The sequence below is a fragment of the Olsenella urininfantis genome (assembly GCF_900155635.1).
GTDB lineage: Bacteria > Actinomycetota > Coriobacteriia > Coriobacteriales > Atopobiaceae > Olsenella_G > Olsenella_G urininfantis.
The window spans coordinates 397,296-418,519 of the sequence record NZ_LT732540.1 but is presented as its reverse complement, the minus strand read 5'-3'; the positions used below and the strand labels follow the sequence as shown (position 1 = coordinate 418,519).

Sequence of the window (21,224 nt, the reverse complement as noted above, 5' to 3'; positions counted from 1 at the left end):
GGCATGCAGGGTAAAATGAGGTTCACGCCCCATCGGCGACCTATCGAAGGGATTGAAACCCATGAGCACACCCACCCTGCCATCACTCAGCCGCCGCAGCTTCCTGCGCGGAACCCTTGGCGCAACGGTCGCCGCAACGAGCGCCGGCCTCCTGGCGGGCTGCGCCGGAGGCGACGGAGCGAAGGATTCCGCCGTCAAGCGCCTGCGCTTTGGCGTCAACAACCCCAAGGTGACCCTGGACACGCAGAAGACCTCGAGCGACGTAGGGGTCTCCGAGGCCGTGGCCGAGGCCCTGATCAACCTCGACCCAGAGACGCAGGAGCTCTTCCCCGTGCTGCTCAAGGAGCTCCCCAGCGTCTCGGATGACGGGCTGACCTACTCATTCGAGCTGAAGGAGGGCGTCAAGTTCCACAACGGGGAGACGCTCAAGGCCTCTGATGTGAAGTTCACCCTGACCCGCATGTTTTTGCCCGCCACCAAGGCGACCTCGACGGACTCCTATGTCTACATCGAGGGTGCCAAGGAGGTCATGAACGGGAGCTCCACCGAGCTCGCTGGCGTCGAGGTCCAGGACGACACGCACTTCACCATCAGGCTCACGCAGCCCTACTCCACCTTCACCGCCATGCTCGCCCAGTTCTACGCCGTCATCTACCCCGAGAGGGCCTGCAGCGAGGCTGGGGAGTCCTGGGGCTCGGGCACCAACTTCATAGGCACCGGCCCCTTCAAGATCAGCTCCAACGACGACAGCACCGAGTGCGTGCTCGTGGCATTCGAGGACTACCATGGCGGGCGTCCGGGCCTTGACGAGGTTGACTTCGTCTACATCGACGACGCCAACACGCGCATGATGAACTACAAGAACGGCGACATAGACCTCGCCTTCATCGACCGCGACCTCATGGGCCAGTACAAGGAGGACCCCGAGGTCAAGGACCAGATCGTCTACTACACCCCTGGGTCTTGCCAGTTTGTAAACCTCAACCAGAAGAACGAGTACCTCGCAGACGTGCGCGTGCGCGAGGCGCTCTCCCTGGCCATCAACCGCGAGGAGATCTGCTCCACGATTCTCGCCGGCTGCGCAAAGCCCGCCAGCTGCTTCCTTCCCGAGTCCTGCACCGGGCACGACAGCAGCCTGGAGGTCCTTGAGTACAACCCCGAGAGAGCAAGGGCCCTTCTCGCCGAGGCGGGTGCCGAGGGCATCACGCTCAACGCGCAGGTGCGCTCGCAGGACCAGAAGATCATGGTTGCCCTGCAGGACTCCTGGGCAAAAATCGGCGTTACCTGCAACGTGACGGTCATTGACAACGGCGTTTGGGCCGACTCCCGCAAGAACGGGGACCTCGTGGTCACCACCGTCACCTGGTCCACGCTCTCGTTCCAGGGCATCGAGCACATGGGCTCCTACTTCAGGAGCGACCGCGCGGCGCAGAAGTCCTCCTTCTACGCCAGCGACGCCTTTGACGCGCTGGTGGACGAGGCGCGCCAGACCGTGAACGACAACGACAGGGTCATAGACCTCACCAAGCAGGCCGACAGGCAGCTTGTTCGCAGCGACTGGGCCTGCCTTCCCATCGACTGGCCGCAGATGCCCTATGCGCTCAAGCCTGAGTTCTCGGGCCTCAAGGTGCTGGTGAACCCGCTCTTCGGCGGAGTCAGCGTCAAGGCGTAGCCGTCGGGGGTCCGCGGGGCCGCCACCATCCGCCGTTCGCTCTCGTCCGCCCACCTCGCCGCACCTGGCAAGGTGGGCGGATTCGTGCCTTCTCCTCGCGGAGAGCAGATTTCCGCACATCGACACACCCCAGGCCGCCCTGCGGGTGGGTCGATGCGACCCTTGCACCTCTCCACGACACCACCCTGCGTGTTGGCCCACCGCTGGCCGTGGCGACGGTGGGTCAACACGCTATTTTGGGCGATTGTGGACGCAAGCTGGCGTTTTTACCCACCCAAGTCGCCCCTCCGGGTGGGCGAATGCGGGCTTTGGGGCTTCACGCGGCGTCAAGCTGCGCGTCCGCCCATCCCAGAAAGCCACTCGGGTGGGTGAACACGACACCCGAGGAATCTGCGGCACACCGGGCGCACATTTGCTCACCCCCCAACATGGCAGTCCCAACAATCGACTCGTTTCGAGCCTGGATGCGGAAGAAAACTTGGGGTGATTCTGACACAGATTCTCTCCTGACTGCCAGCGACGCGCGCCTCCGGCTCCCGCTTTTGTGCCAGGCAGCCGCAAGCAAAAGTACATCGCCAGGTTCTCAGGGAATTTCCTACCGCTGACCAGAACTTTTGCAACGCGGCTTCTTTCCTCTCCTGCGGATGGCAGCTACGCTCCTCCCACTCGCGACAAAGGAGGAGAAATGGCGATCTATCTGAGTCACAACAGCGCGTACCACTTCTGGCTCTCTGCGAACGAGAGGAAGGTGTCCATGCTGCACCACGCGCTGCACCACACGCTTTCGGATGCGGAGCACACGAAGCGCGCGGTCGTCAGCGCGGGAATGCACGCGACAGACCAACCCGACGGCCCGATTCACCTTCTGAGCTCGGGAGAGAGGAGCAAGGAGGTTGGTGGCGTCTTTCGCCATGCCTGGCGCGGCACCATTCCCAGCAGGGCCTTTGTGAGGGTCTCTCCCGAGGTATACGTGAGCACCCCAGAGTTCTGCCTGCTTCAGCTCGCTGGGAAGCTCAGCGTCCTCGAGCTGGTCATCGCGGGAACTCGTCTCATGAGCTGCTTTCGCATGGAGGGTCCAACGCTCGAGAGGAGGGCTCCGCTCTGCAGCCGCAGCTCCCTGCGGCGCGTCCTCGATGAGGTGGGAAGCTCGTACGGCTGTAGGAAGCTGCAGAAGGCCCTGCGCTGGATGAGCGAGAACGCGGCGTCACCGATCGAGGAAGACGGAGCTGTCCTCTTTGCCCTCCCCCAGCGCTATGGAGGCTACGACCTGGGTCCCTTCTCCGTCAACCATCGCATACCGACTAACGGCATCGATCAGCTTCTTCTGGACAGACCAGACAGGAGCTTCTTCTCGGTCGACTTCTATTGGAGCCAGCGCATGCTGGGGCTTGAGTACTACGGGCGCTGGCATGGCGAAGGGCGGCAGGCGCGCAAGGACCAGCTGCGACTGAACGCGCTCAAGACGCTGGGGCACAAAGTGCTCGTCTGCGAATACAGCGACCTCAGCAAGGCGGACGAGTGCGCGGTACTCGTGTCACAGATTCGAGAGATCCTAGGGAAGGAGGTGGACTGCGCACAGGAAGAGGAGGCGCTTCTCCCACGAAGAGAGCTCAGGACGATGCTCTTTGGCACCAACCCGTTTAGTGTGTAGCAAGCCAAGATGGGCGGATGCCCGCCAAGGAGACCCAGGCGGGTGGGTCAATGCGCGGGTTGCGCTTCTGCAGGAGAGAAAACAGCGCGTTGACCCACCAAAAATGCCTGTTTTGATGGGTCAACGCGCAAAAGAACGATGTTTTCTAGCGAGAGGGCCGTATCTGCCCACCTCGGGGAAGGAACCTCACCGAAGCGAGAATGCCCTCCTACTTTGCCGCAACGCTCACGCCCACCAGCTGGCGCTCCGCCTCGCTCAGGGCATCGTCGAAGAGATGGCAGGCGCAAAGGTGGCCCGGTTCAACCTCGCGCAGCTCAGGCGCACGCTCGCTGCACACCTTCATGCACTTGGGGCAGCGCGTGTGGAACACGCAGCCCGAGGGCGGGTTGGTGGGACTGGGCACGTCTCCCTCGAGGATCCTCTTGTCCTGGATGCGCTCGTGGCGGATGCGAGGGATAACGTCGAGAAGGGCCTGCGTGTAGGGATGCAGCGGCTTGGCGAACAGCGCCTCCTTGTCGGCAAGCTCCATCTCGTGACCCAGGTACATGACCATGACCGTGTCCGAGATGTGCTTGACCACCGAGAGGTCGTGGCTGATGAAGATGTACGAGAGGCCCAGCCTGTCCTGAAGCTGCTCCAGCAGGTTGATGACCTTTGCCTGCACGGACACGTCCAACGCCGAGACGGGCTCGTCACAGACCACGATCTCTGGCTCGAGAACGATGGCGCGGGCGATGCCAATGCGCTGGCGCTGGCCACCAGAGAACTCGTGCGGGTAGCGGTACTTGAAGGCCAGGTCAAGGCCGACCGCCTCCATGACCTCCTCGACGCGGGCGTCGCGCTCGGCGCGCGTCTTGTAGGTCCCGGCGATGTCGATGGGCTCGGCGATGATGTCCGCCACGGTCATGCGCGGGTTGAGCGAGCTGTAGGGGTCCTGGAAGATGAGCTTCATCTTCTGGCGGGCCTTGGTGAGCGCCTCGCCAGAAAGGGACGTGAAGTCCTCCTCGCCCAGAAGCACCTTGCCCTCGGTAGGCTCGGTGAGGCGCAGGACGCACTTGCCCGTGGTCGACTTGCCACAGCCGGACTCTCCCACGATGGCAAAGGTCTCGCCACGGTGCAGCTCGAAGGAGACGTCCTCCAGCGCGTGCACGTAGTTGGCGGCCTTGCCAAAGAGCCCCTTCTTGATGGGATAGCGCTTGGTGAGGTGCTCGGCCCTGAGGACGACCTCGCTCATGTCCCTGTTCTTGCCCATGGTCTACTCACCCCATTCCTTCGTGTACTTCCAGCAGGCCACCCTGTGGTTCTCGTCTCCGTCAACCGCCTCCATCTGCGGGACGCGAGCGCGGCAGATGTCCTTGGCAAAGGGGCAGCGGGGATGGAAGGGGCAGCCGGTTGGCATCTCGCTCAGCATGGGGACGTTGCCGGGAATCGCATAGAGCGTGTCCACCGAGGAGTCCAGGGAGGGAATGGAGTCGATCAGCCCACGCGAGTACGGGTGCAGCGGGTTGGTGAAGAGCTCGGGAGCAAGGGTGTACTCTACCTTGTGTCCCGCATACATGACCAGCACCCAGTCCGCCATCTCGGACACCACGCCCATGTCATGCGTGATGAGCATGACGGCGGTGCCCAGCTCCTCGCGCATGCGGTCAATGAGCTGCAGGATCTGGGCCTGGATGGTCACGTCGAGCGCCGTGGTGGGCTCGTCGCAAATGAGCAAGGAGGGCTGGCAGGCAAGGGCCATGGCAATCATGATGCGCTGGCGCATGCCGCCGGAAAGCTCATGAGGATAGCTCTTGAATACCTTCTCGGGAGCGGGAATGCCCACGAGCTTGATCATCTCCAGCGCACGTGCGTCGGCATCCTGCTTGCTCATCTCGGGGTTGTGGACGAGGATGCCCTCCCTGATCTGACGTCCCGCCGTCATGACGGGGTTGAGGGAGGTCATGGGCTCCTGGAAGATCATGCCGACCTTGTTGCCACGGTAACCGCGCATCTCCTCGTCGGAGAGCCCGGTCATGTCAACGCCCTCGAGCTCGATGGAGCCGCCGGTGACCTTCGCGGGGGGCTGGGGCAGAAGGCCCATGATGGAAAGGGCCGTCATCGACTTGCCGCAGCCGGACTCGCCAACCACGGCGAGCGTCTCTCGCTTGCGCATGTCGAAGCTCAGGTTGGTGATGGCGGGCAGCTCGCCGTCCTCGGTGAAGAGCGTGACGTCCAGCTCCTTCACCTGCAGCAGCAGCTCGTGGTCGCACTCGCGCTCAAGCTTCTGCTCCACAAGCTGCTGGCCCAGCTCGCGCTCGGCACCCTCACTGAGGAAGTCGGAGGTGGTGCGATGCTTCTTCTCTTCGGTCATCTGTCCTCCTCCTACGAGCGCATCTTGGGGTCGAGGGCGTCACGCAGGGCGTCTCCCAGCAGGTTGAAGGCCATGACCGTGATGATGATGGCAACTCCGGGGATGACGCTGTAGTAGGTGTTCGACTGGATGTAGGGCTGCGAGGACGAGATCATCTGCCCCCAGCTCGCCATGGGGGGCTGCACGCCCAGGCCCAGGAAGGACAGGGACGCCTCCGAGAGGATCGCGCTGGGGATGCCCAGCGTGGAGACCACGATGAGGGTTGAGATGCAGTTGGGGAGCAGGTGCTTCATGATGATGCGCCAGCTCTTGCCACCCGAGAGGATGCAGGACTGAATGTACTCGGAGCTCTTCAGGCGCATGACGTCGCCGCGCACGAGGCGGGCCGTCGAGGTCCACATGAGCAGGCCGAGCGCCACGTAGAGGTTCACGAGGCCAGGCCCCATGACGAACATCACCACGATGGCGAATAGCAGGAAGGGGAAGCTCGAGAAGACCTGGATGGCGAAGGAGACCACCGCGTCCACCTTCCCACCAAAGTATCCGGCGAAGACTCCTGAGAGGAAGCCGATGATCAGCGAGATCCCCTGGGCGACGACTCCCACGGAGAGCGAGATGCGGCACCCGTAGATGACGCGCGAGAGGATGTCACGGCCGAACTCATCCGTGCCGAAGGGGTGGACCCCACCAGGAGCCGCCAGCATATTGGTGAGCTCCTGGGCGTCAGGGTCATAGGGGGCGAGCACGGGGGCGAAGACCGCCACCAGAATCAGCACGACGACGATGGCGAGGCAGAGCATGCCCAGCTTGTTGCGCTTGAAGATGTTCCACGAGACCGCCCAGTAGCTTGAGGCGCGCTTCCTGCCCGTCTCCCTGCGCTCGTCCTCACGTGCCTTGGCGCTGTCGGCGGCAATGCGCTCCGCCTCCTGGACCTTGCTGTCACTCTTGTCGCTTGAAAGAAGAGCCATTACTCCGAAGCCTCCCCTCCGAGTCGGATGCGCGGGTCAACGACGGCATAGAGAATGTCGACCGCAAGATAGACCACGACGCAGATGATTGCGATGTACATGACGCCGCCCTCGATGAGGGGCAGGTCTCGGGCATTGATGGCATCAAGCAGGAGCTTGCCCATGCCTGGCATGGCGAAGACCGACTCGATCAGGATGGAGCCGGTGAAGATGTCTCCCAGCTGCGTGCCCGCGATGGTGATGATGGGGATGAGGGCGTTGCGCAGGCCGTGGCCCAGGATGATGGCCCAGCGCTTGAGGCCCTTTGCCTCGGCCGTGCGCATGTAGTCCTGATTGAGGACGTCGAGCATTGAGGTTCGGGTGACGCGCGCGATGGAGGCGGCATAGCGCGTCCCCAGCGCGATGGTGGGCAGCACGAAGCTCGCGGCCGTCTTCACGCCCGAGAGCGGGAACCACTTCAGGTTCAGCGCGAAGATGATCTGGATGATGATCGCCATCCAGAACGACGGAGCCGAAATGCCGAAGATGGAAAGGGTCATGAGCGTCCTGTCCACCCACTTGCCGTGGTAGACGGCGGCCAAGATGCCCACCGCCAGGCCCAGGACCAGCGCGAAGAGGTAGGCGAACCCAGCGAGGCGGACGGTGACGTTGAGCGCGGTGCCCATGAGCATGGTCACGCTCTTGTTCTGGGTGTAGGACGTGCCGAAGTCGCCGCGCATCATATTGGCGAACCAGCTGCCGTACTGCTCGGGCACGGGACGGTCAAGGCCCATGTTATGCCTGACCTGCTCGATGGTCTGCTCGTCGGCCATATCGCCCACCATGACCCGGACGGGGTCGCCCGGGACGATGTTCAGGACGAAAAACGTGATCGCAGAGATGCAAATGACCACGCCCAGGGCCTGCAGGATTCTCTTGATGAGAAAGTCCCTCATTCGGCCTCTCCTCTCTTGCGCGCAGGGCGCGCCGCCCCCCTCGCGACCCGCCGTTCACTTGTGCTCGGAGGGACGGCGCGACCCGCGCGCTGTCCCTCCGACAACTTGGACCCTGTGAGCGCCGCCCTCTTGCCGGGCGACGGGCAAGGACGCTATGCCTCGGGGTTGTAGTCGTCCTTGGTGGTGTCGATGTCAACGTCAATCATGTGGTAGATGAGGTTGCCCACCTTGGCGCCCACCACGTAGTCCTTGGCCACGAACTGGCCCTTGGGCCAGTACAGGGGCAGGGTGGCGTAGTCCTGACGGGTCAGGATGTCATCAGCCTGCTTGTAGAGGTCCGCGCGCTTGTCGCCGTCCTGCTCGACGCGGGCGTCAGAGACCAGCTTGTCGAACTCGGGGTTGTTGTAGAACGAGGACTTCTTCGCGGCGTTGGCGCTGTAGAAGTAGGTGTACATGTGGTTGTCGGCGTCTGCGTAGAGCGGGAACCAGCCCAGGGCCGTGACCTGCAGGTTGCCGTCAGACCAGTCGGACGCCCAGACACCGTTGTCCTCCACCTGAACGTCCAGGCTGACGCCCACGGCAGCCCAGTAGGACTGGATGGCAACCATGTACTTCTGGCTGAGACCCGCGCGGACCTTGCAGGTGAGCGAGAGGCCCGAGACGCCGGCTGTGGCAAGGAGCTGCTTGGCCTGGTCGGGGTCGTAGGGAAAGGCGGAGGCGGACTTGTCATGGCCCGGGGTCTGTGGGGCGAGCCAGCCGGACGCGGCGGTGCCTGCGCCAGAGAGGATGGTGTCCACGATCTCCTGGCGGTTGATGGCAAGCGAGAGCGCCTTGCGGACGTTCACGTCCTGGAGCGCTGCGTCATTGAGGTTCAGGTTGACGAACTGGACCCCCAGCTGCTCGTAGGAGGTGATGAGGTCCTTGACGTCAGGGTCGTTCTGGCATTGCTGCAGCAGCGTGGAGTCAAGATCGCAGTAGTCGATGTCGCCATTCTTGAAGGCCATCAACTTGGTGTTCAGGTCGTCGAAGAAGATGTAGCGGAGCTCGTCGAGGGCGGGCTCGCCATCATGGTACTCGGCGAACTTCTCAAGGACCACCTCGGTGGTGTCGTCGTTGGAGACGACCTTGTACTTGCCGGAGCCGATGCAGTTGGTGCCAGAGCCCCAGGAGTCTCCCGCCGCCTCGCAGGCAGCCTTGGGGAAGATGTGGGCATAGGAGAGGCCCAGGTTGCTGACGAAGGCGACCATGGGCTCGGTGAGGGTGAAGGTGAAGTGCCTGTCATCCTCGATGGTGAGGCCTGCGAGCTCGGTGGCGGTGCCGGCGAGCATCTCCGTAGCGCCCTTGATCTTGTCGTACATGTAGGTGGACTTGCCGCCCGTGGCGGGCAGGAACATCCGCTCGAAGGAGTACTTGACGTCCGCGGCGGTCATGGTGGTGCCGTCGTGGAACTTGATGCCCTCCTTCAGTGTGCAGTGCAGGGTCACGCCGTCGTCCTCGAAGGAGGGGATGTCTGTGAGGAGGACGGTCTCGAGCTTGTTGTCCTCGTTCCAGCGGAGAGGGGCCTCGAAGATCGAGTCTGCGATGGAGGAGGAGCCGGCGTTGGTGGACTTCTGCATGTCCAGGCCCTGCTTGGCGTTGGACTGGCCGAACCTGAGCACCTTCTTGACGTTCTCGCCCTTTGCGGCGCTGCCGCCACCGCAGGCAGACAGCATGGAGGATGCGGCAACGCCGGCTGTCGCGACGGCGGAGCCCTTCAGGAAGCTGCGGCGGCTCAGGGGGTTCTCCATCATGTTCGTACCTTTCTCACGAGGTATCTTGATACGCCGGCGAAAGAGACGGCGATTTAAGTCAGATACTATGAGCGATAAAGGTCCTCAGTGGAGCGTTTCGGGGCATACGGAAACTGGAGTGAAATATAGGTGCACGACGCCTACACATGCCCCATTCCCATGCAAGAGGCGGCCCGGGCCATGGCCCGGGCCGCCTGCCATACGGGTCAGCGCCGCGCGGCGGCTACTTGTCCGCCTCCCGCAGAGGCTCGGCATCCTCGGGAAGGCCTTCCTCCAGCGGCCTGGGCCTGACGCCCTCGTCCGCCGTCTCGGAATGCTCGGGGACGACGGCATCCGACACGTCCGGGACGCTGCGCCCCTCGACGGGAGCGATCTCCTCGGCAGGCTCGCTCTCCTCGACGTCCTCCCTCTCGTCTACGGAGTCGTCCTCCTCGGCCGGGCCGTGCCCGTCACCAGGGTCGTCGTGAGATACGAGGCTCTTGAACTGGTAGGTCCTCCCATGTATGGTCACCGTGCCGTCCGCATGGAACCCGATGCTCGAGAGAGGCACGGCCGGAAGCGAGAGCAGCGCCTCGTCGAACTCGTCGGCAGTCATGCCGTACTCCGCGCAGTACCTCTCGACGATCTCCTCGTCGCTCATGCCCACGTTGGGGTCGGCAGGCGCCTCCTCGATGGGGATGCCGGGATAGCGGCCCTCGGGGTTGCGGGAGACGGGGTCACAGCTTCCGTCGCTGTAATACGCTAACCAGCGGGAGCCGTCGTGGACCACGCGCGTAACCGTCTTCTCCCCCGCGTGTCCGCCTCCCCCCTCGGAGCCGCCATTTCCTCCGTGGCCTGCGTCTCCGCCATTGCCGGGCTGCACGATCTCGGCGCTGCTGCCCCACCCGTCGCTTCCCTCGGGCCTTGCCTCGGGATGCTCGACGAGGTACTTCAATGTCGCCACGACGGACTTGGCGTCATGCCCTCCGAACGGGCCGTCCGCATACTTGCAGAGCTGGATGATGGTCTTTATGGACACGTAGTGGTAGTGGTCGTGATGAGGTATGACGAAGCCCTTCTCGTTGTCATACCTGACGGTGTGGATGACGTTTCCGTACGTTATGTCCTCCAGCGGCACGAGCATTTCCGCCTTCACGTCCTCGTAGGCAAAGAGCTCATCCTTCTGCAGGGGGTCGAAGTGATGGCCCTGGTTTTCGTCGTACTCGCTGACGGGAACCCCAGGATAGAGGGGGGACGGGTCCGTGTACGAGACGCTCTCGCTCCCGTCCGCGTGATGCAGGTGCCAGTGGTCATCATGGTGCTCTATGCTCACGACGCGCTTGGGGTCGTTGGGGTCTTGCTCCACGGGCCCCTCGGGAGACGCCGGGTCGTGGGTGCCCCCGCCGTGGGTGCCCTCGTACTCCCCTATCGTGATGCCCGGGAAGGCCGACGAGGGATCGTCGTGGGTCACGTACTCCGTGCCATCGGCGGTGTAGGCATGGTAGTGATCGCCATGCCTGAGGATGCGCACGATCGGCTTGCGGGACAGCTCGTCGATCCCCACCACCTGGACGAACCCGTGGTGATGGTGGTCCGAGGACCCCCCTCCTCCCTGGTGGTCGTCGTGATGCTCGACGTGGGACGCCTCGTGCGTGCCCCCCTGCTGGCCGTGAGACCCATGGCTTCCCGTGTACTCTCCCACCGTCACGCCCGGATAGAGGCCGCTGGGGTCCTCGTAGCTGATGAACTCCCGACCGTCGGCCAGGAGGATGTGCCAGTGGTTGCCGTGGCGGAGGATGCTGACCACGTCGCTGCCGCTGACGTGCCTCAGCTGGTCTGCGGACACCACGCTGGCAGTGTTGGTGAGCTGGGAGATGTTCGACGCCTTGCTGGGGTCGCTGTACGTGATGATCTCCCGGCCGTCCTTGGTGAACACGTGCCAGTGGTCGCCGTGCTTGACGATGCGCGCTATCTCGTCGGCAGAGACCGCGGGGGCGTCGATGAGCACCTCGGTGGTCTCGTCCTTGGCGTACGAGGTCTTCCTCTCGGCCCCTTTGGCCTGGACCGCCGCGTCGGGGGCCACCCCGGCAGACGTGCCAGGGCGAATCCCCGCCTGCGACAGGCCCGCGGCGACGGCGCAGGCGGCGAGGGCGCTGGCCACACCTATGCTGAGCTTCTTCATATTCCTCCACACCTTACTTTCTCTTGACGAACATGGCCACTGACAGGCCCAGCACCGCGATCAGCACGATCACGGATCCGGGCTTGAGGTTTTGGTAATAGGAGACGACCAGCCCCACGTGGACGAAGATCACGGAGAGCACCATCGACAGCAGCAGGGTGCCACGATAGCTGCGTGCGAACTGCATGGCGCAGATCACGGGAATGACCAGGAGCGACGAGACGATCAGCGACCCTATGGTCTTTGCCGCGATGGAGACCGTGATTGCCACAAGGAAGGAGAAGGTGAAGTTGAGCCTCCTCTCGTCTATGCCCATGAGCGACGCCGCCGTGGGGTCGAAGACGCTCAGGTAGAGGCGGTCCCGCATGAGGAGGTACACCACCAGCACCACGGTGGCCACCGCGATCACCAGCAGGAACTCGACATCGCCTATGGTCACTATGGAGCCGAAGAGATACGAGCTGATGGAGTTGCTGCTTCCCGTGAGGCTGGTGAAGATGCCGGCCAGACCGATGGATGCCGCAAGCACGATGACCGTGGATATCTCCTGATAGGACCTGAGACGGGAGCTGATGGCCTCTATGCCGAGGCTCGCCACGACGCAGGCGATGACGGAGCCCAGGAGCGGGTCGAAGCCGAAGCACAGGCCGACGGCGACGCCCGCGAGCGAGGCATGGGCAAGGGTGTCGCCCATCATGGAGAGGCGCTTCAGGAGAATGGGCAGGCCTATGAGGGGCAGGATGGTGGCCAAGATGGTGCCCACCACGAAGGCGCGCCGCATGAAGTCGTATTCGAGCATCCCTACCTCGCACCTCCCTGCCAAAGATCGCGCGGCAGCTCCTCGAGCCGCCCCCTCGCCAGGCGAAGGGCGCGGTCCACGTACCCCGCAGCCTCCGAGAGGTGGTGGGTGACGAGGACGACAGACTTGCCCTCGTTGGCCATGCCCCGCAGCAGACGGTAGAGCTCCTCCGAGAAGCGCTGGTCAATGCCTGTGGTGGGCTCATCGAGCAGGATGAGGCGGGCGTCCTTGAGCAGGGCGACGAGAAGCCCCACGCGCTGCAGCTGGCCTCCGGAAAGCTCTCCCAGGCGCCGGCGCTGATGGCCTTCCAGGCCGACCCGCGCAAGAAGCTCCCCCACGTCCGCGTCCACCCCCAGAAAGCGGCAGTGGACCCGCAACAGCTCCTCTATGGTTGTGGGAAAGTGCCGGTACCCACGCAAGGCGTCCTGAGAGACGTAGGCCACGTCAGCATGGTGCGCGTCCCGCGAGATGTCATCCCCAAAGAGGCGCAGGGACCCGGACTGGGGCATGACCCGGCCCAGCACGAGCTCCATCAGGGTCGACTTGCCGGCTCCGTTCTCACCTACCAGGGCAAGCAGCTCCCCCTCCTCCAGCGTCATGCTCAGGCCCGAGAGGACCTCCCCATCCTCGTACGAGAAGCGAAGGTCCGATATCTCGAGGACGACCTCAGCCATTGAAGGATCCCATCAGGGCGGCGAGGTTCTCCTCCATGAGCTGCAGGTAGCCACGCTCCTGCTCCTCGCTGGTGAGGCTCTCCATGGTGTAGAGCGTCGAGGTCTTGGTCCCCGTGTTCTTGGCGAGGGTCTCGGCAACCTTTGGCGTCGCCTTTCCCTCGAAGAAGATGGTGGTGATGCCATGCTGCCTGACGAAGTCGGCGATGGTGCTCAGCTGGTTCGCGGAGGGCTCGTCCTCGGGGGAGATGCCCGTGACCGCGACCTGCCTCAGGCCGTAGTCATGCGCAAGGTAGTTGAAGGCGGCATGCGACACCACGAAGTAGCGCCTGTCCGCGGGGACCTGGGAGAGCTCGCGCTCGAACTTCTCGTCCAGCCCCTTGAACTGAGCGAGGGCGGTCTCGTAGTTGGCCTGGTAGAAGTCGCGGTTTGCTGGGTCTACCTCGCACACCTTGTCCAGGATGCTCTTGAGCTCGAGCTGGGCGTTGCGCACGCTGAGCCAGGTGTGCGGATTGACGCTGGAGTGGTCGTCACCCAGGGTTCCCGCGCCCTCCAGCAGGGTCAGTCCCTGGGACAGGTCAAGGAACTTGTCGTCGCTCTTGGCGCTCGCCTTGAGGTCGTCTATGAAGGCCTCCATGCCGGCCCCGTTGTACACGATGAGGTCGGCCTGGGAGATCTTGGCCATGTCGCTGGTCTGCAGCTCGAAGTCATGGGGCTCCTGGTTGCCCTGGATGATGCTGCGGACCTCCATCTTGTCGCCCACGATGCGCTCGGTCAGGTCCTTGACCGGAAAGAAGCTGGCGTATACCACGGGCCTCGTGCCGGGCGTCCCGGAAGGCGCCTGGGACGCCTGGGTCTTTCCGCAGGCCGCTATCGTCAGGGCCAGGACGCACGAAAGCGCCAGGCCAAGGCAAGTCCTCAACTGCTTTTTCTGCACTGCTGCTCCCTACTCTTGCGTTTCCTTACTTGAAATCGGACGTGTATTTCAAATTCGAAGTCAGTTAAGGTTAACACTCTATAGGGGCGACCGAACAGAAAAAATTAGCTGGAAAGGTGTTTTCGCCAAAAAAGGGCCCGGAAGCCATGCTTCCGGGCCCCCAATCATCTGAGGCTGGTTTCGGGCAACCGTGCGAGGCTACTCCTCGGAGGCCTCTGCGACCTCGGCATCCTCGACGATCTCCTCGGGCTGCTCCGCGGAGACCTCCTCCTCGGGCTTGTCCAGGGGCTTGACCTCAACCTCGACGCCCAGCGTCTCAGCGGCGGCCTTCATGGAAAGGGAGATGCGACGACGATCGAGGTCAATCTCCATGACCTTCACCTGGACGGTGTCGCCCACGGCGCAGACCTGTGCGGGAGCGTCGACGTGCTGCTTGGCCATCTCGGAGATGTGCACCAGGCCCTCCACGCCATCACCAAGGTCAACGAAGGAGCCGAAGGTGACGAGCTTGGTGACGGTGCCCTCGACGATGGCGCCCACGGGGTACTTCTTGACGAGGGTGCGCCAGGGGTCCTCGGTGGTCTGCTTGAGACCAAGGGAGATGCGCTCGCGGTTGAGGTCCACGTCCAGCACCTGAACCTCGACCTCCTGGCCGACCTTGACGACCTCGGAGGGATGGTTCACGTGGTTCCAGGAGAGCTCGGAGATGTGGATCAGGCCATCGATGCCGCCCAGGTCCACGAAGGCGCCGAAGTCCACGATGGAGGAGACGGCACCCTTGAGGCGCATGCCGGGCTGGAGCTTGGAGAGGATCTCCGAGCGCTCGGCCTTGCGGGCCTCCTCGAGCACGATGCGACGGGAGAGGACGACGTTGTTGCGGTTGCGGTCCATCTCGATGACGCGGGCCTCGATGCGGGTGCCCATGTAGGCGCCAAGGTCCTTGACACGACGGAGGTCAACGAGGGAAGCGGGCAGGAAGCCGCGCAGGCCGATGTCGAGGATGAGACCACCCTTGACGACCTCGATGACCTCGCCTTCGACGTTCTCGCCGGCGTTGAACTTCTCCTCGATGCGGTTCCAGGCGCGCTCGTACTCGGCACGCTTCTTGGAGAGGATCAGGCGACCCTCCTTGTCCTCCTTCTGCAGGACGAGGGCCTCGATGGTGTCGCCGAGGGCAACGACCTCCTCGGGGTTGATGTCCTTGCGGATGGAGAGCTCGCGGGAGGGAATGACGCCCTCGCTCTTGAATCCGATGTCCAGCAGAACCTCATCGTGCTCGATCTTGACGACGGTGCCCGTCACCAGATCGCCCTCATCGAAATCGGTGATGGTACCGTCGATGAGGCTGTTCATCTCCTCGTCCGACACGTCATCCAGGGAGAAGATGGACGAGTTTTGAATCTCACTCAAAGGTGGACCCCTTTCGAAAAACGGGGCCCCGATCTACATGATCGCTGCCTAGGGCGCTCGGCAAAGGCGTCGCGCAATTGGAAACTTACATGCTCTCGGGGGCCGACAGATACAGTTGCACGGCCATCATAACCATGCATTTGACAGAATAGCCGTTCTCTGCTCCTAATTTCAAGGCTCATGCGCAGGATAGAACCCCTTTTGTGGAGAAATCTACTCAAGCGCCGCGCGGCTTTATGCCGAGCGCGTCAAAAGGGGCCGAGAGGGCGGGGCGAAATCCCGAAGCGCTAGAATCACGCCAGTATGCCAACGCGTTCCGAGGAGTGCCCATGACGACCGCCGAATATGAGAACCACCTGCAGATACTGCGCGAGGAGCTCGTCTGCGCGCTCGGCTGCACCGAGCCCATCGCGGTTGCCCTGGCCGCCTCCCTGGCCGCGGCGGCGCTGGGGGAGCTCCCCCAGCGCCTTGAGGTCCGCTGCAGCGGAAACATCATCAAGAACGTGAAGAGCGTGACCGTCCCCAACTCGGGCGGCCTGCGCGGCATAGAGGCCGCGGCCACGCTGGGCGCCGTTGGAGGCAGGCCAGACGCCGCCCTCGAGGTGCTCCAGTCGGTGCGACCCGAGCACATAGGGAAGGTCGTCTCCCTTCTCGGCCAGGAGGGATTCTGCAACGTCGAGCTCGCCGAGGACGTCCCCAACCTCTACGTCCGCGTCGTCGCTCACGCGTCGGGACACGACGGCGTGGCCTGCATCGAAGAGCGTCACACCAACGTGTGCGAGCTCACCCGAGACGGCGTGGCAACCACGGTGGCAGGAATCTCGGCCTGCCCCTCCCCCGCCAGTGCCGCGGCGGACGCGGGCTCCGCTGCCGACCGCTCGGCCATCAGCCTTGCCTCCGTGTGGGAGTTCGCCCGCGAGCTCGACCTGGCTGACGTGGACGAGCTCATCAGCCGCCAGATTGAGCTCAACCAGACCATCTCCAACGAGGGGCTCACGGGCAGGTGGGGCGCCAACATTGGCTCGACTCTCCTAGCCAGTCGCCCCAACGACATCTCATGCAAGGCACGCGCCTCCGCGGCGGCGGGGTCCGACGCCCGCATGAGCGGCTGCCCCTTGCCCGTGATGATCTGCTGTGGCAGCGGCAACCAGGGCATCACCTGCTCGCAGCCCGTCCTCGAATACGCGCATGAGCTCTGGGCAGGCCACGAGGAGCTGGTCAGGGCCGTGGTCCTCTCGGACCTCACTGCCGTGCACGTGAAGTATTTCATTGGCGAGCTCTCCGCCTTCTGCGGGGCCGTCTCCGCCTCCTGCGGAGCAGGCGCGGGCATCTGCTACCTGCGCGGCGGCTCCTTCGCCCAGTACGAGGCGACCATCGTGAACACCCTGGCCAACGTGGGCGGCATCGTGTGCGACGGGGCCAAGCCCTCATGCGCGGCCAAGATATGCGCAGCGGTGGACGCCGCCATCCTCGGCTGCGACATGGCCCTGGCGGACGACAACTTCCTTGCCGGGGACGGTCTCGTGGGCAAGAACGCCGAGGAGACCATCCGCTCCATGGGCTACGTGGGCAGGGTGGGCATGCACCCCACGGACGTGGAGATCTTGAACATCATGATCGGCAAGACTGACGTCTCGGGCAGCTAGCGGCCCGTGGGGGGTGGCAGGATGCGACGTGACAACTGGAGGGAACCCAACAAGCCCTTCGAGGGCCCCCTGTGGTGGGAGGACGTCGAGTCGTCCGGACCCACCTCGAAAGGAGGCAGCCCCAGGCGCAGGCGCGGCTGCCTGGTGCAGCTGCTTGCCGCCGTCGTCTGGCTTGCCGCCATCTGCCTGCTACTTGTTGCCGTCCGCACGCTTCTGGGACTCTAGCTGGTCCCAATGACGCGATAGCCCGCCTCAAGGACCTTCTCCGTGCAGGCGTCGAGGTCTATGGGCTCCTTCGAGAGCACATGCGCCACGCGCCCGTCCAGGTCCACCCTCGCCCAGTGGCCTTCCAGGCTGTTCAGCGCGTTGGCCACGTTTCTCGCACAGCGCTCGCAGCTCATTCCCGAGATGAGCAGGCTCGCCTGGTAGGGATAGTGGCTCTCGTCCGCATCCGCTATGCGGACCGGCCTGAAGCCCTTGCCCCTGGGCATGGCGTCTCCCGAGCAGCAGTCACGCCTTCCTGTCGCCGTACCAACGGCGCGTCTCACGCCCACTGCGAGCAGCAGCGCCACAATTGACAGGATGATCACGTTTGCAAGCATCTCGTGGCCTTCCGTCGGCATCAACGTAATGGGCATTTTACCCATGGCTAACTATACCCTTTTGGTGGCTGGAGCCTCGGGTTCGGGCGCTCACCCACCGCTGGGGCCGCTGTGGGTGGGTCAATGCGCATCTTCTGCTGGTCACAGGTCGAGAGCTGCGCGTTCGCCCACCGTTTCGCCCTCCCAGGGTTGGTCAATGCGCGCTCGAAGGCCCTTACCGGCCGAAAAGGTGCATGTCTGCCCACCGGCGGCCGGAAGGCCACTGCTAGCCCTCGAAACCCACGTCCTCGAGAAGCGCGCCCGCAAGTCCATCCGCAGCGGAGGTGGCAAGCTCGTCGCAGCGCTCGTTGAGCGCGGTCCCGGCGTGTCCCTTCACCCAGTGCCAGCTCAGCCTGTGCGGCTTGCCCGCACGCAGCAGGCGCTTCCAGAGGTCGGGGTTCTTGACAGGCTGCTTGCTGGCCGTCTTCCAGCCCTTCTTGAGCCAGCCCCAGACCCAGCCCTTCTCGAAGGCGTTGACCACGTACTGGGAGTCCGAATGAATCTCGACCTCGCAGGGCCGCCTGAGCTGCTCTAGCCCCGCGATCACGGCAAGGAGCTCCATGCGGTTGTTGGTGGTGCGGGCGAAGCCCTGCGAGAGCTCCCTGGTATGGACCTTGCCCGCAGGGTCGACGTAGCTGAGCACCGCTCCGTAGCCGCCAGGTCCCGGGTTTCCCCGAGAGGAGCCGTCCGTCCAGAGCACCACGTGCATGAGAGGCTTCTCGACAGCCCCGCTGCCGGACGGCGCGGACGCCGCGTGCGTCAGCCCCTCATGCTCTCGGGCAAATTCCTCGAAGCTTGCCACTACTTCGCCTCCGCCCAGTTGGCACCATACGAGACGTCCGCTATCAGCGGGACCCGCAGCTGGACCACGCCCTCCATGGTCTCCTTGACCAGCTGCGAGAGCGCCCCTATCTCGTCCTCGGGGACCTCGAAGTCCAGCTCGTCGTGAATCTGTAGCACGAGCTTGGAGCGCAGGCCCTCCTCGCGCAGGCGCTCCGCGACGCTGATCATCGCGATCTTGATGATGTCCGCGGCGCTGCCCTGCATGGGATGGTTCATTGCGGTTCTCTCGGCAAAGCTGCGCAGCTGGAAGTTGCGGCTCGTAATGTCGGCGGTGTGGCGGCGCCTCCCGTACATGGTGGCGGTGTAGCCCTTCTGGCGGGCCTGCTCCACACAGAAGTCGAGGTAGGCACGGACGCCAGGGTAGGCCTCGAAGTAGCGGTCGATCATCTCCTGGGCCTCGCCGCGCGGTATCTTGAGGGAGCTTGCCAGCCCAAAGGCCTGCTGGCCGTAGACGATCCCGAAGTTGACGGCCTTGGCGCGGCTGCGCAGGGCGGGCGTCACCTCCTCGACCGGCACGCCGAAGACGCGCGCGGCCGTGGCGGCATGGAAGTCCGCACCGGAGTTGAAGGCCCCCACCAGATGCTCGTCGGCCGAGAGGTGGGCCAGCAGCCTGAGCTCGATCTGGGAGTAGTCGCAGGCGAGGAACACCGAGCCCTCGGGCACCGTGAATGCGGTGCGGACGCGATGCCCCAGCTCGGAGCGGGTGGGGATGTTCTGCAGGTTGGGGTCCGAGCTCGAGAGGCGCCCCGTTGCGGCAACGGCCTGGTTAAGCGTGGTGTGAATGCGACCGTCGCGGCGAACGTCCGCCGGCAGCGCGTCAAGGTAGGTGCTCTTTATCTTGGCCCGCTCCCGGTAGTCCAGCACGGCGCGCACACGGTCGTCCCGCGAGGCAAGGTCCTCCAGCGTCTTGGCGTTGGTGGAGTAGAAGCCCTTCTTGGTCTTCTTCAGGCCAAAGGTCGAGAGGCCCCACACGTCGAAGAGGATGTGCGAGAGCTGCTGGGGGGAGTCCAGGTTGAACTCCTCCCCCGCCTCGGCCTTGATCATGGAGACCATGGCGTCGATCTCCGCGCCAAGGTCCGCGGACTGCTCGCGCAGCACCGCCTCGTCCACATGAAGCCCGCAGCGCTCCATGGCAAGCAATACCTTGAGCAGGGGCATCTCAAGCATGGAGAAGAGCTGGTCTGCGCCCTCGTCCGCCATCGCCCTCGCAAGGTCGCCCCTCAGCTCGCGCGCAAGCCAGCAGTCAATGGCTGCCTGGGGGAGCTCGTCGCTCGCCTTGCCGGCCACCACGCCCAGCCGGTCGCTGGCAAGGCCCGCGGGATCATAGGAGCTGCGGTCGCTTTCCAGCAGGTAGGCCGCCACGCTCAGGTCGAAGATCCTCTCGCTGTCAAGGGATTCGAGGTCCAGGGGCGCAGGGTCTGCGGAGTCCATGGGAAAGACCAGGTGCAGAAGCGCCTTGAGGTCGGGCGAGACCAGGCGCCCTTCCTCTGCAAGGCGCAGAACCGCTGCCGAGGCAGGATCGCCCTCAAGCCTCACGACCCCCTCCTCGAAGCAGAGCCAGACGGCAGGTGCCGGGCTCCCCTCGAAGAGCGATGCCTGGCCGCGCTTCTGCGACACGGGCTCCAGCACCCCAGAGACCCAGCTGGCAGCCTCGATGGCAGACGTGAGAAGGGCATCGGCCCTCTCGGCGGCAAGCAGCTCTGGAAGCTCGGGTCGAAGCTGCCCCCCATCAGCCGAGGCATGTGCGCCCGCAAGCTTCAGGATGCGCGCCGTCATGCCCGTGAAGCCCAGGCTGCCAAAGGCGGCACTCACCTCTGCCGGGTCGAAGGTGGGGAAGCTGGCGCTTTCCAGGTCCACATCCAGCGGCGCGTCCGTGCGAATGGTGGCAACCCTGCGGCTGAGGAGGGCGTCGTCGATGTGGGCGCGCAGGCTCTCCCCCATCTTGCCCTTCACCTCGTCCGCATGGGCGATGACCTCGTCCAGGGAGCCGTACTGGACGATGAGTGCGGACGCCTTCTTGGGACCGATGCCGGGCACGCCGGGGATGTTGTCCGACGAGTCCCCCTTGAGGCCGTAGAAGTCGGGCACGAGCTCGGGCGTGATGCCGTGGTAGAGGTCGTCCACGCTCTCGGGCGTCATGACGGCCACGTCCGAGGTGCCCTTCCTAGTGGAGACGATCTTCACGTTCTGGGTCGCAAGCTGGTACATGTCGCGGTCCCCCGTGACCAGGAGCATCTCGTAGCCCGCCTCCTCGCCGCGACGCGCCAGGGTGCCCAGGATGTCGTCGCCCTCCCAGCCGGCAAGCTCCACCACGGGGACGTCCATCGCGCGCAGAAGCTCCTTGACCATGGGGAACTGCTCGTGCAGGTCAGGGTCCATGGGAGGGCGCTGGGCCTTGTACTGGGGCAGCATGTCCATGCGCACCTGGGGCCTGCCCTTGTCGAAGGCGCAGATGACGCCGTCGGGCTGGAAGCTCTCCACGAACTTGATGAGCATGTTGAAGAAGCCGAAGAGCGCGTTGGTGGCGCGGCCGTCGGGGGCGCTCATGGGCTGACGGATGGCGTGAAAGGCGCGATGCATCAGTGAGTTGCCGTCGATGACGGCGATGGAGCGACGGGCGTCGGCGGGCTTGGAGTCGAGTTCAGGCATGTTTGTGCATCCCCATCTGTAGCGCTTCGTGTACTGAGGACAATTGTAGCGGGGGCACCCGAATGGCCGTAGCCAGACAGGTGCCCCCGCAGTGGGCA

Annotated in this window: 17 protein-coding genes; 4 read left to right on the top strand and 13 right to left on the bottom strand. The window is 64.2% G+C overall.

The window, feature by feature from the left end; translation table 11 throughout:
- Positions 1–61 precede the first annotated feature (61 nt).
- Together CZ375_RS01870 and CZ375_RS01865 are read left to right on the top strand one after the other, a co-directional pair.
- On the top strand, positions 62–1,672 hold the full coding sequence (locus CZ375_RS01870; protein ID WP_077597629.1) for an ABC transporter substrate-binding protein: 1,611 nt from the start codon (positions 62–64) through the stop codon (positions 1,670–1,672).
- Positions 1,673–2,357: 685 nt separating this feature from the next.
- Complete coding sequence (locus tag CZ375_RS01865) at positions 2,358–3,323, top strand: hypothetical protein (protein ID WP_077597628.1); 966 nt, start codon at positions 2,358–2,360, stop codon at positions 3,321–3,323.
- Between the two features lie 208 nt (positions 3,324–3,531).
- On the opposite strand, the gene CZ375_RS01860 is transcribed toward CZ375_RS01865, so the two are convergent.
- The 10 genes from CZ375_RS01860 to rpsA form a co-directional block, all read right to left on the bottom strand.
- The gene (locus CZ375_RS01860) at positions 3,532–4,575 is read right to left on the bottom strand and encodes an ABC transporter ATP-binding protein (protein ID WP_077597627.1); all 1,044 of its coding nucleotides are present in this window, start codon (positions 4,573–4,575) and stop codon (positions 3,532–3,534) included.
- A gap of 3 nt (positions 4,576–4,578) precedes the next feature.
- A complete protein-coding gene (locus tag CZ375_RS01855) occupies positions 4,579–5,676 on the bottom strand; it encodes an ABC transporter ATP-binding protein (RefSeq protein ID WP_077597626.1) in 1,098 nt (365 codons plus the stop codon).
- Between the two features lie 11 nt (positions 5,677–5,687).
- Entirely contained in the window at positions 5,688–6,644 is a 957-nt protein-coding gene (locus tag CZ375_RS01850; RefSeq protein ID WP_077597625.1) for an ABC transporter permease, read from the bottom strand.
- Positions 6,644–7,579 (bottom strand): ABC transporter permease, encoded by a 936-nt coding sequence (locus CZ375_RS01845; RefSeq protein ID WP_077597624.1) that lies wholly within the window; start codon positions 7,577–7,579, stop codon positions 6,644–6,646. Before CZ375_RS01845 ends, CZ375_RS01850 begins: the two co-directional genes overlap by 1 nt.
- A 152-nt stretch (positions 7,580–7,731) precedes the next feature.
- Positions 7,732–9,369, bottom strand: a complete 1,638-nt coding sequence (locus CZ375_RS01840) for an ABC transporter substrate-binding protein (protein WP_077597623.1) — start codon at positions 9,367–9,369, stop codon at positions 7,732–7,734.
- Between the two features lie 223 nt (positions 9,370–9,592).
- Positions 9,593–11,530 carry a hypothetical protein gene (locus CZ375_RS01835; protein WP_077597622.1) on the bottom strand — a complete coding sequence of 646 codons (1,938 nt, stop codon included), beginning with the start codon at positions 11,528–11,530 and terminating at the stop codon, positions 9,593–9,595.
- A 13-nt stretch (positions 11,531–11,543) separates the two neighbouring features.
- Positions 11,544–12,329, bottom strand: a complete 786-nt coding sequence (locus tag CZ375_RS01830; protein WP_077597621.1) for a metal ABC transporter permease — start codon at positions 12,327–12,329, stop codon at positions 11,544–11,546.
- A 2-nt stretch (positions 12,330–12,331) separates the two neighbouring features.
- Entirely contained in the window at positions 12,332–13,003 is a 672-nt protein-coding gene (locus CZ375_RS01825; RefSeq protein WP_077597620.1) for a metal ABC transporter ATP-binding protein, read from the bottom strand.
- The gene (locus CZ375_RS01820; RefSeq protein ID WP_077597619.1) at positions 12,996–13,937 is read right to left on the bottom strand and encodes a metal ABC transporter solute-binding protein, Zn/Mn family; all 942 of its coding nucleotides are present in this window, start codon (positions 13,935–13,937) and stop codon (positions 12,996–12,998) included. The genes CZ375_RS01825 and CZ375_RS01820 overlap by 8 nt, the downstream gene beginning before the upstream one ends.
- A gap of 198 nt (positions 13,938–14,135) precedes the next feature.
- Entirely contained in the window at positions 14,136–15,347 is a 1,212-nt protein-coding gene (gene rpsA, locus CZ375_RS01815; RefSeq protein ID WP_077597618.1) for a 30S ribosomal protein S1, read from the bottom strand.
- Positions 15,348–15,676: 329 nt separating this feature from the next.
- Between rpsA and CZ375_RS01810 the strand changes: the two genes are divergently transcribed.
- Together CZ375_RS01810 and CZ375_RS01805 are read left to right on the top strand one after the other, a co-directional pair.
- A complete protein-coding gene (locus CZ375_RS01810) occupies positions 15,677–16,993 on the top strand; it encodes an L-cysteine desulfidase family protein (RefSeq protein ID WP_077597617.1) in 1,317 nt (438 codons plus the stop codon).
- Positions 16,994–17,014: 21 nt separating this feature from the next.
- Positions 17,015–17,218, top strand: a complete 204-nt coding sequence (locus tag CZ375_RS01805; protein ID WP_077597616.1) for a hypothetical protein — start codon at positions 17,015–17,017, stop codon at positions 17,216–17,218.
- Here CZ375_RS01805 and CZ375_RS01800 read toward each other — a convergent pair.
- The 3 genes from CZ375_RS01800 to polA all read right to left on the bottom strand — a co-directional run bounded on the left by CZ375_RS01800 (position 17,215) and on the right by polA (position 21,126).
- Complete coding sequence (locus CZ375_RS01800) at positions 17,215–17,595, bottom strand: heavy-metal-associated domain-containing protein (RefSeq protein WP_077597615.1); 381 nt, start codon at positions 17,593–17,595, stop codon at positions 17,215–17,217. The genes CZ375_RS01805 and CZ375_RS01800 overlap by 4 nt on opposite strands.
- 265 nt (positions 17,596–17,860) lie before the next feature.
- Positions 17,861–18,343: a ribonuclease HI gene (gene rnhA / locus CZ375_RS01795; RefSeq protein ID WP_077598717.1), complete on the bottom strand. Its 483-nt coding sequence runs from the start codon at positions 18,341–18,343 to the stop codon at positions 17,861–17,863.
- Positions 18,344–18,435: 92 nt separating this feature from the next.
- Positions 18,436–21,126, bottom strand: coding sequence for a DNA polymerase I (polA, locus tag CZ375_RS01790; protein WP_077597614.1), 2,691 nt, complete (start codon positions 21,124–21,126; stop codon positions 18,436–18,438).
- Positions 21,127–21,224 lie beyond the last annotated feature (98 nt).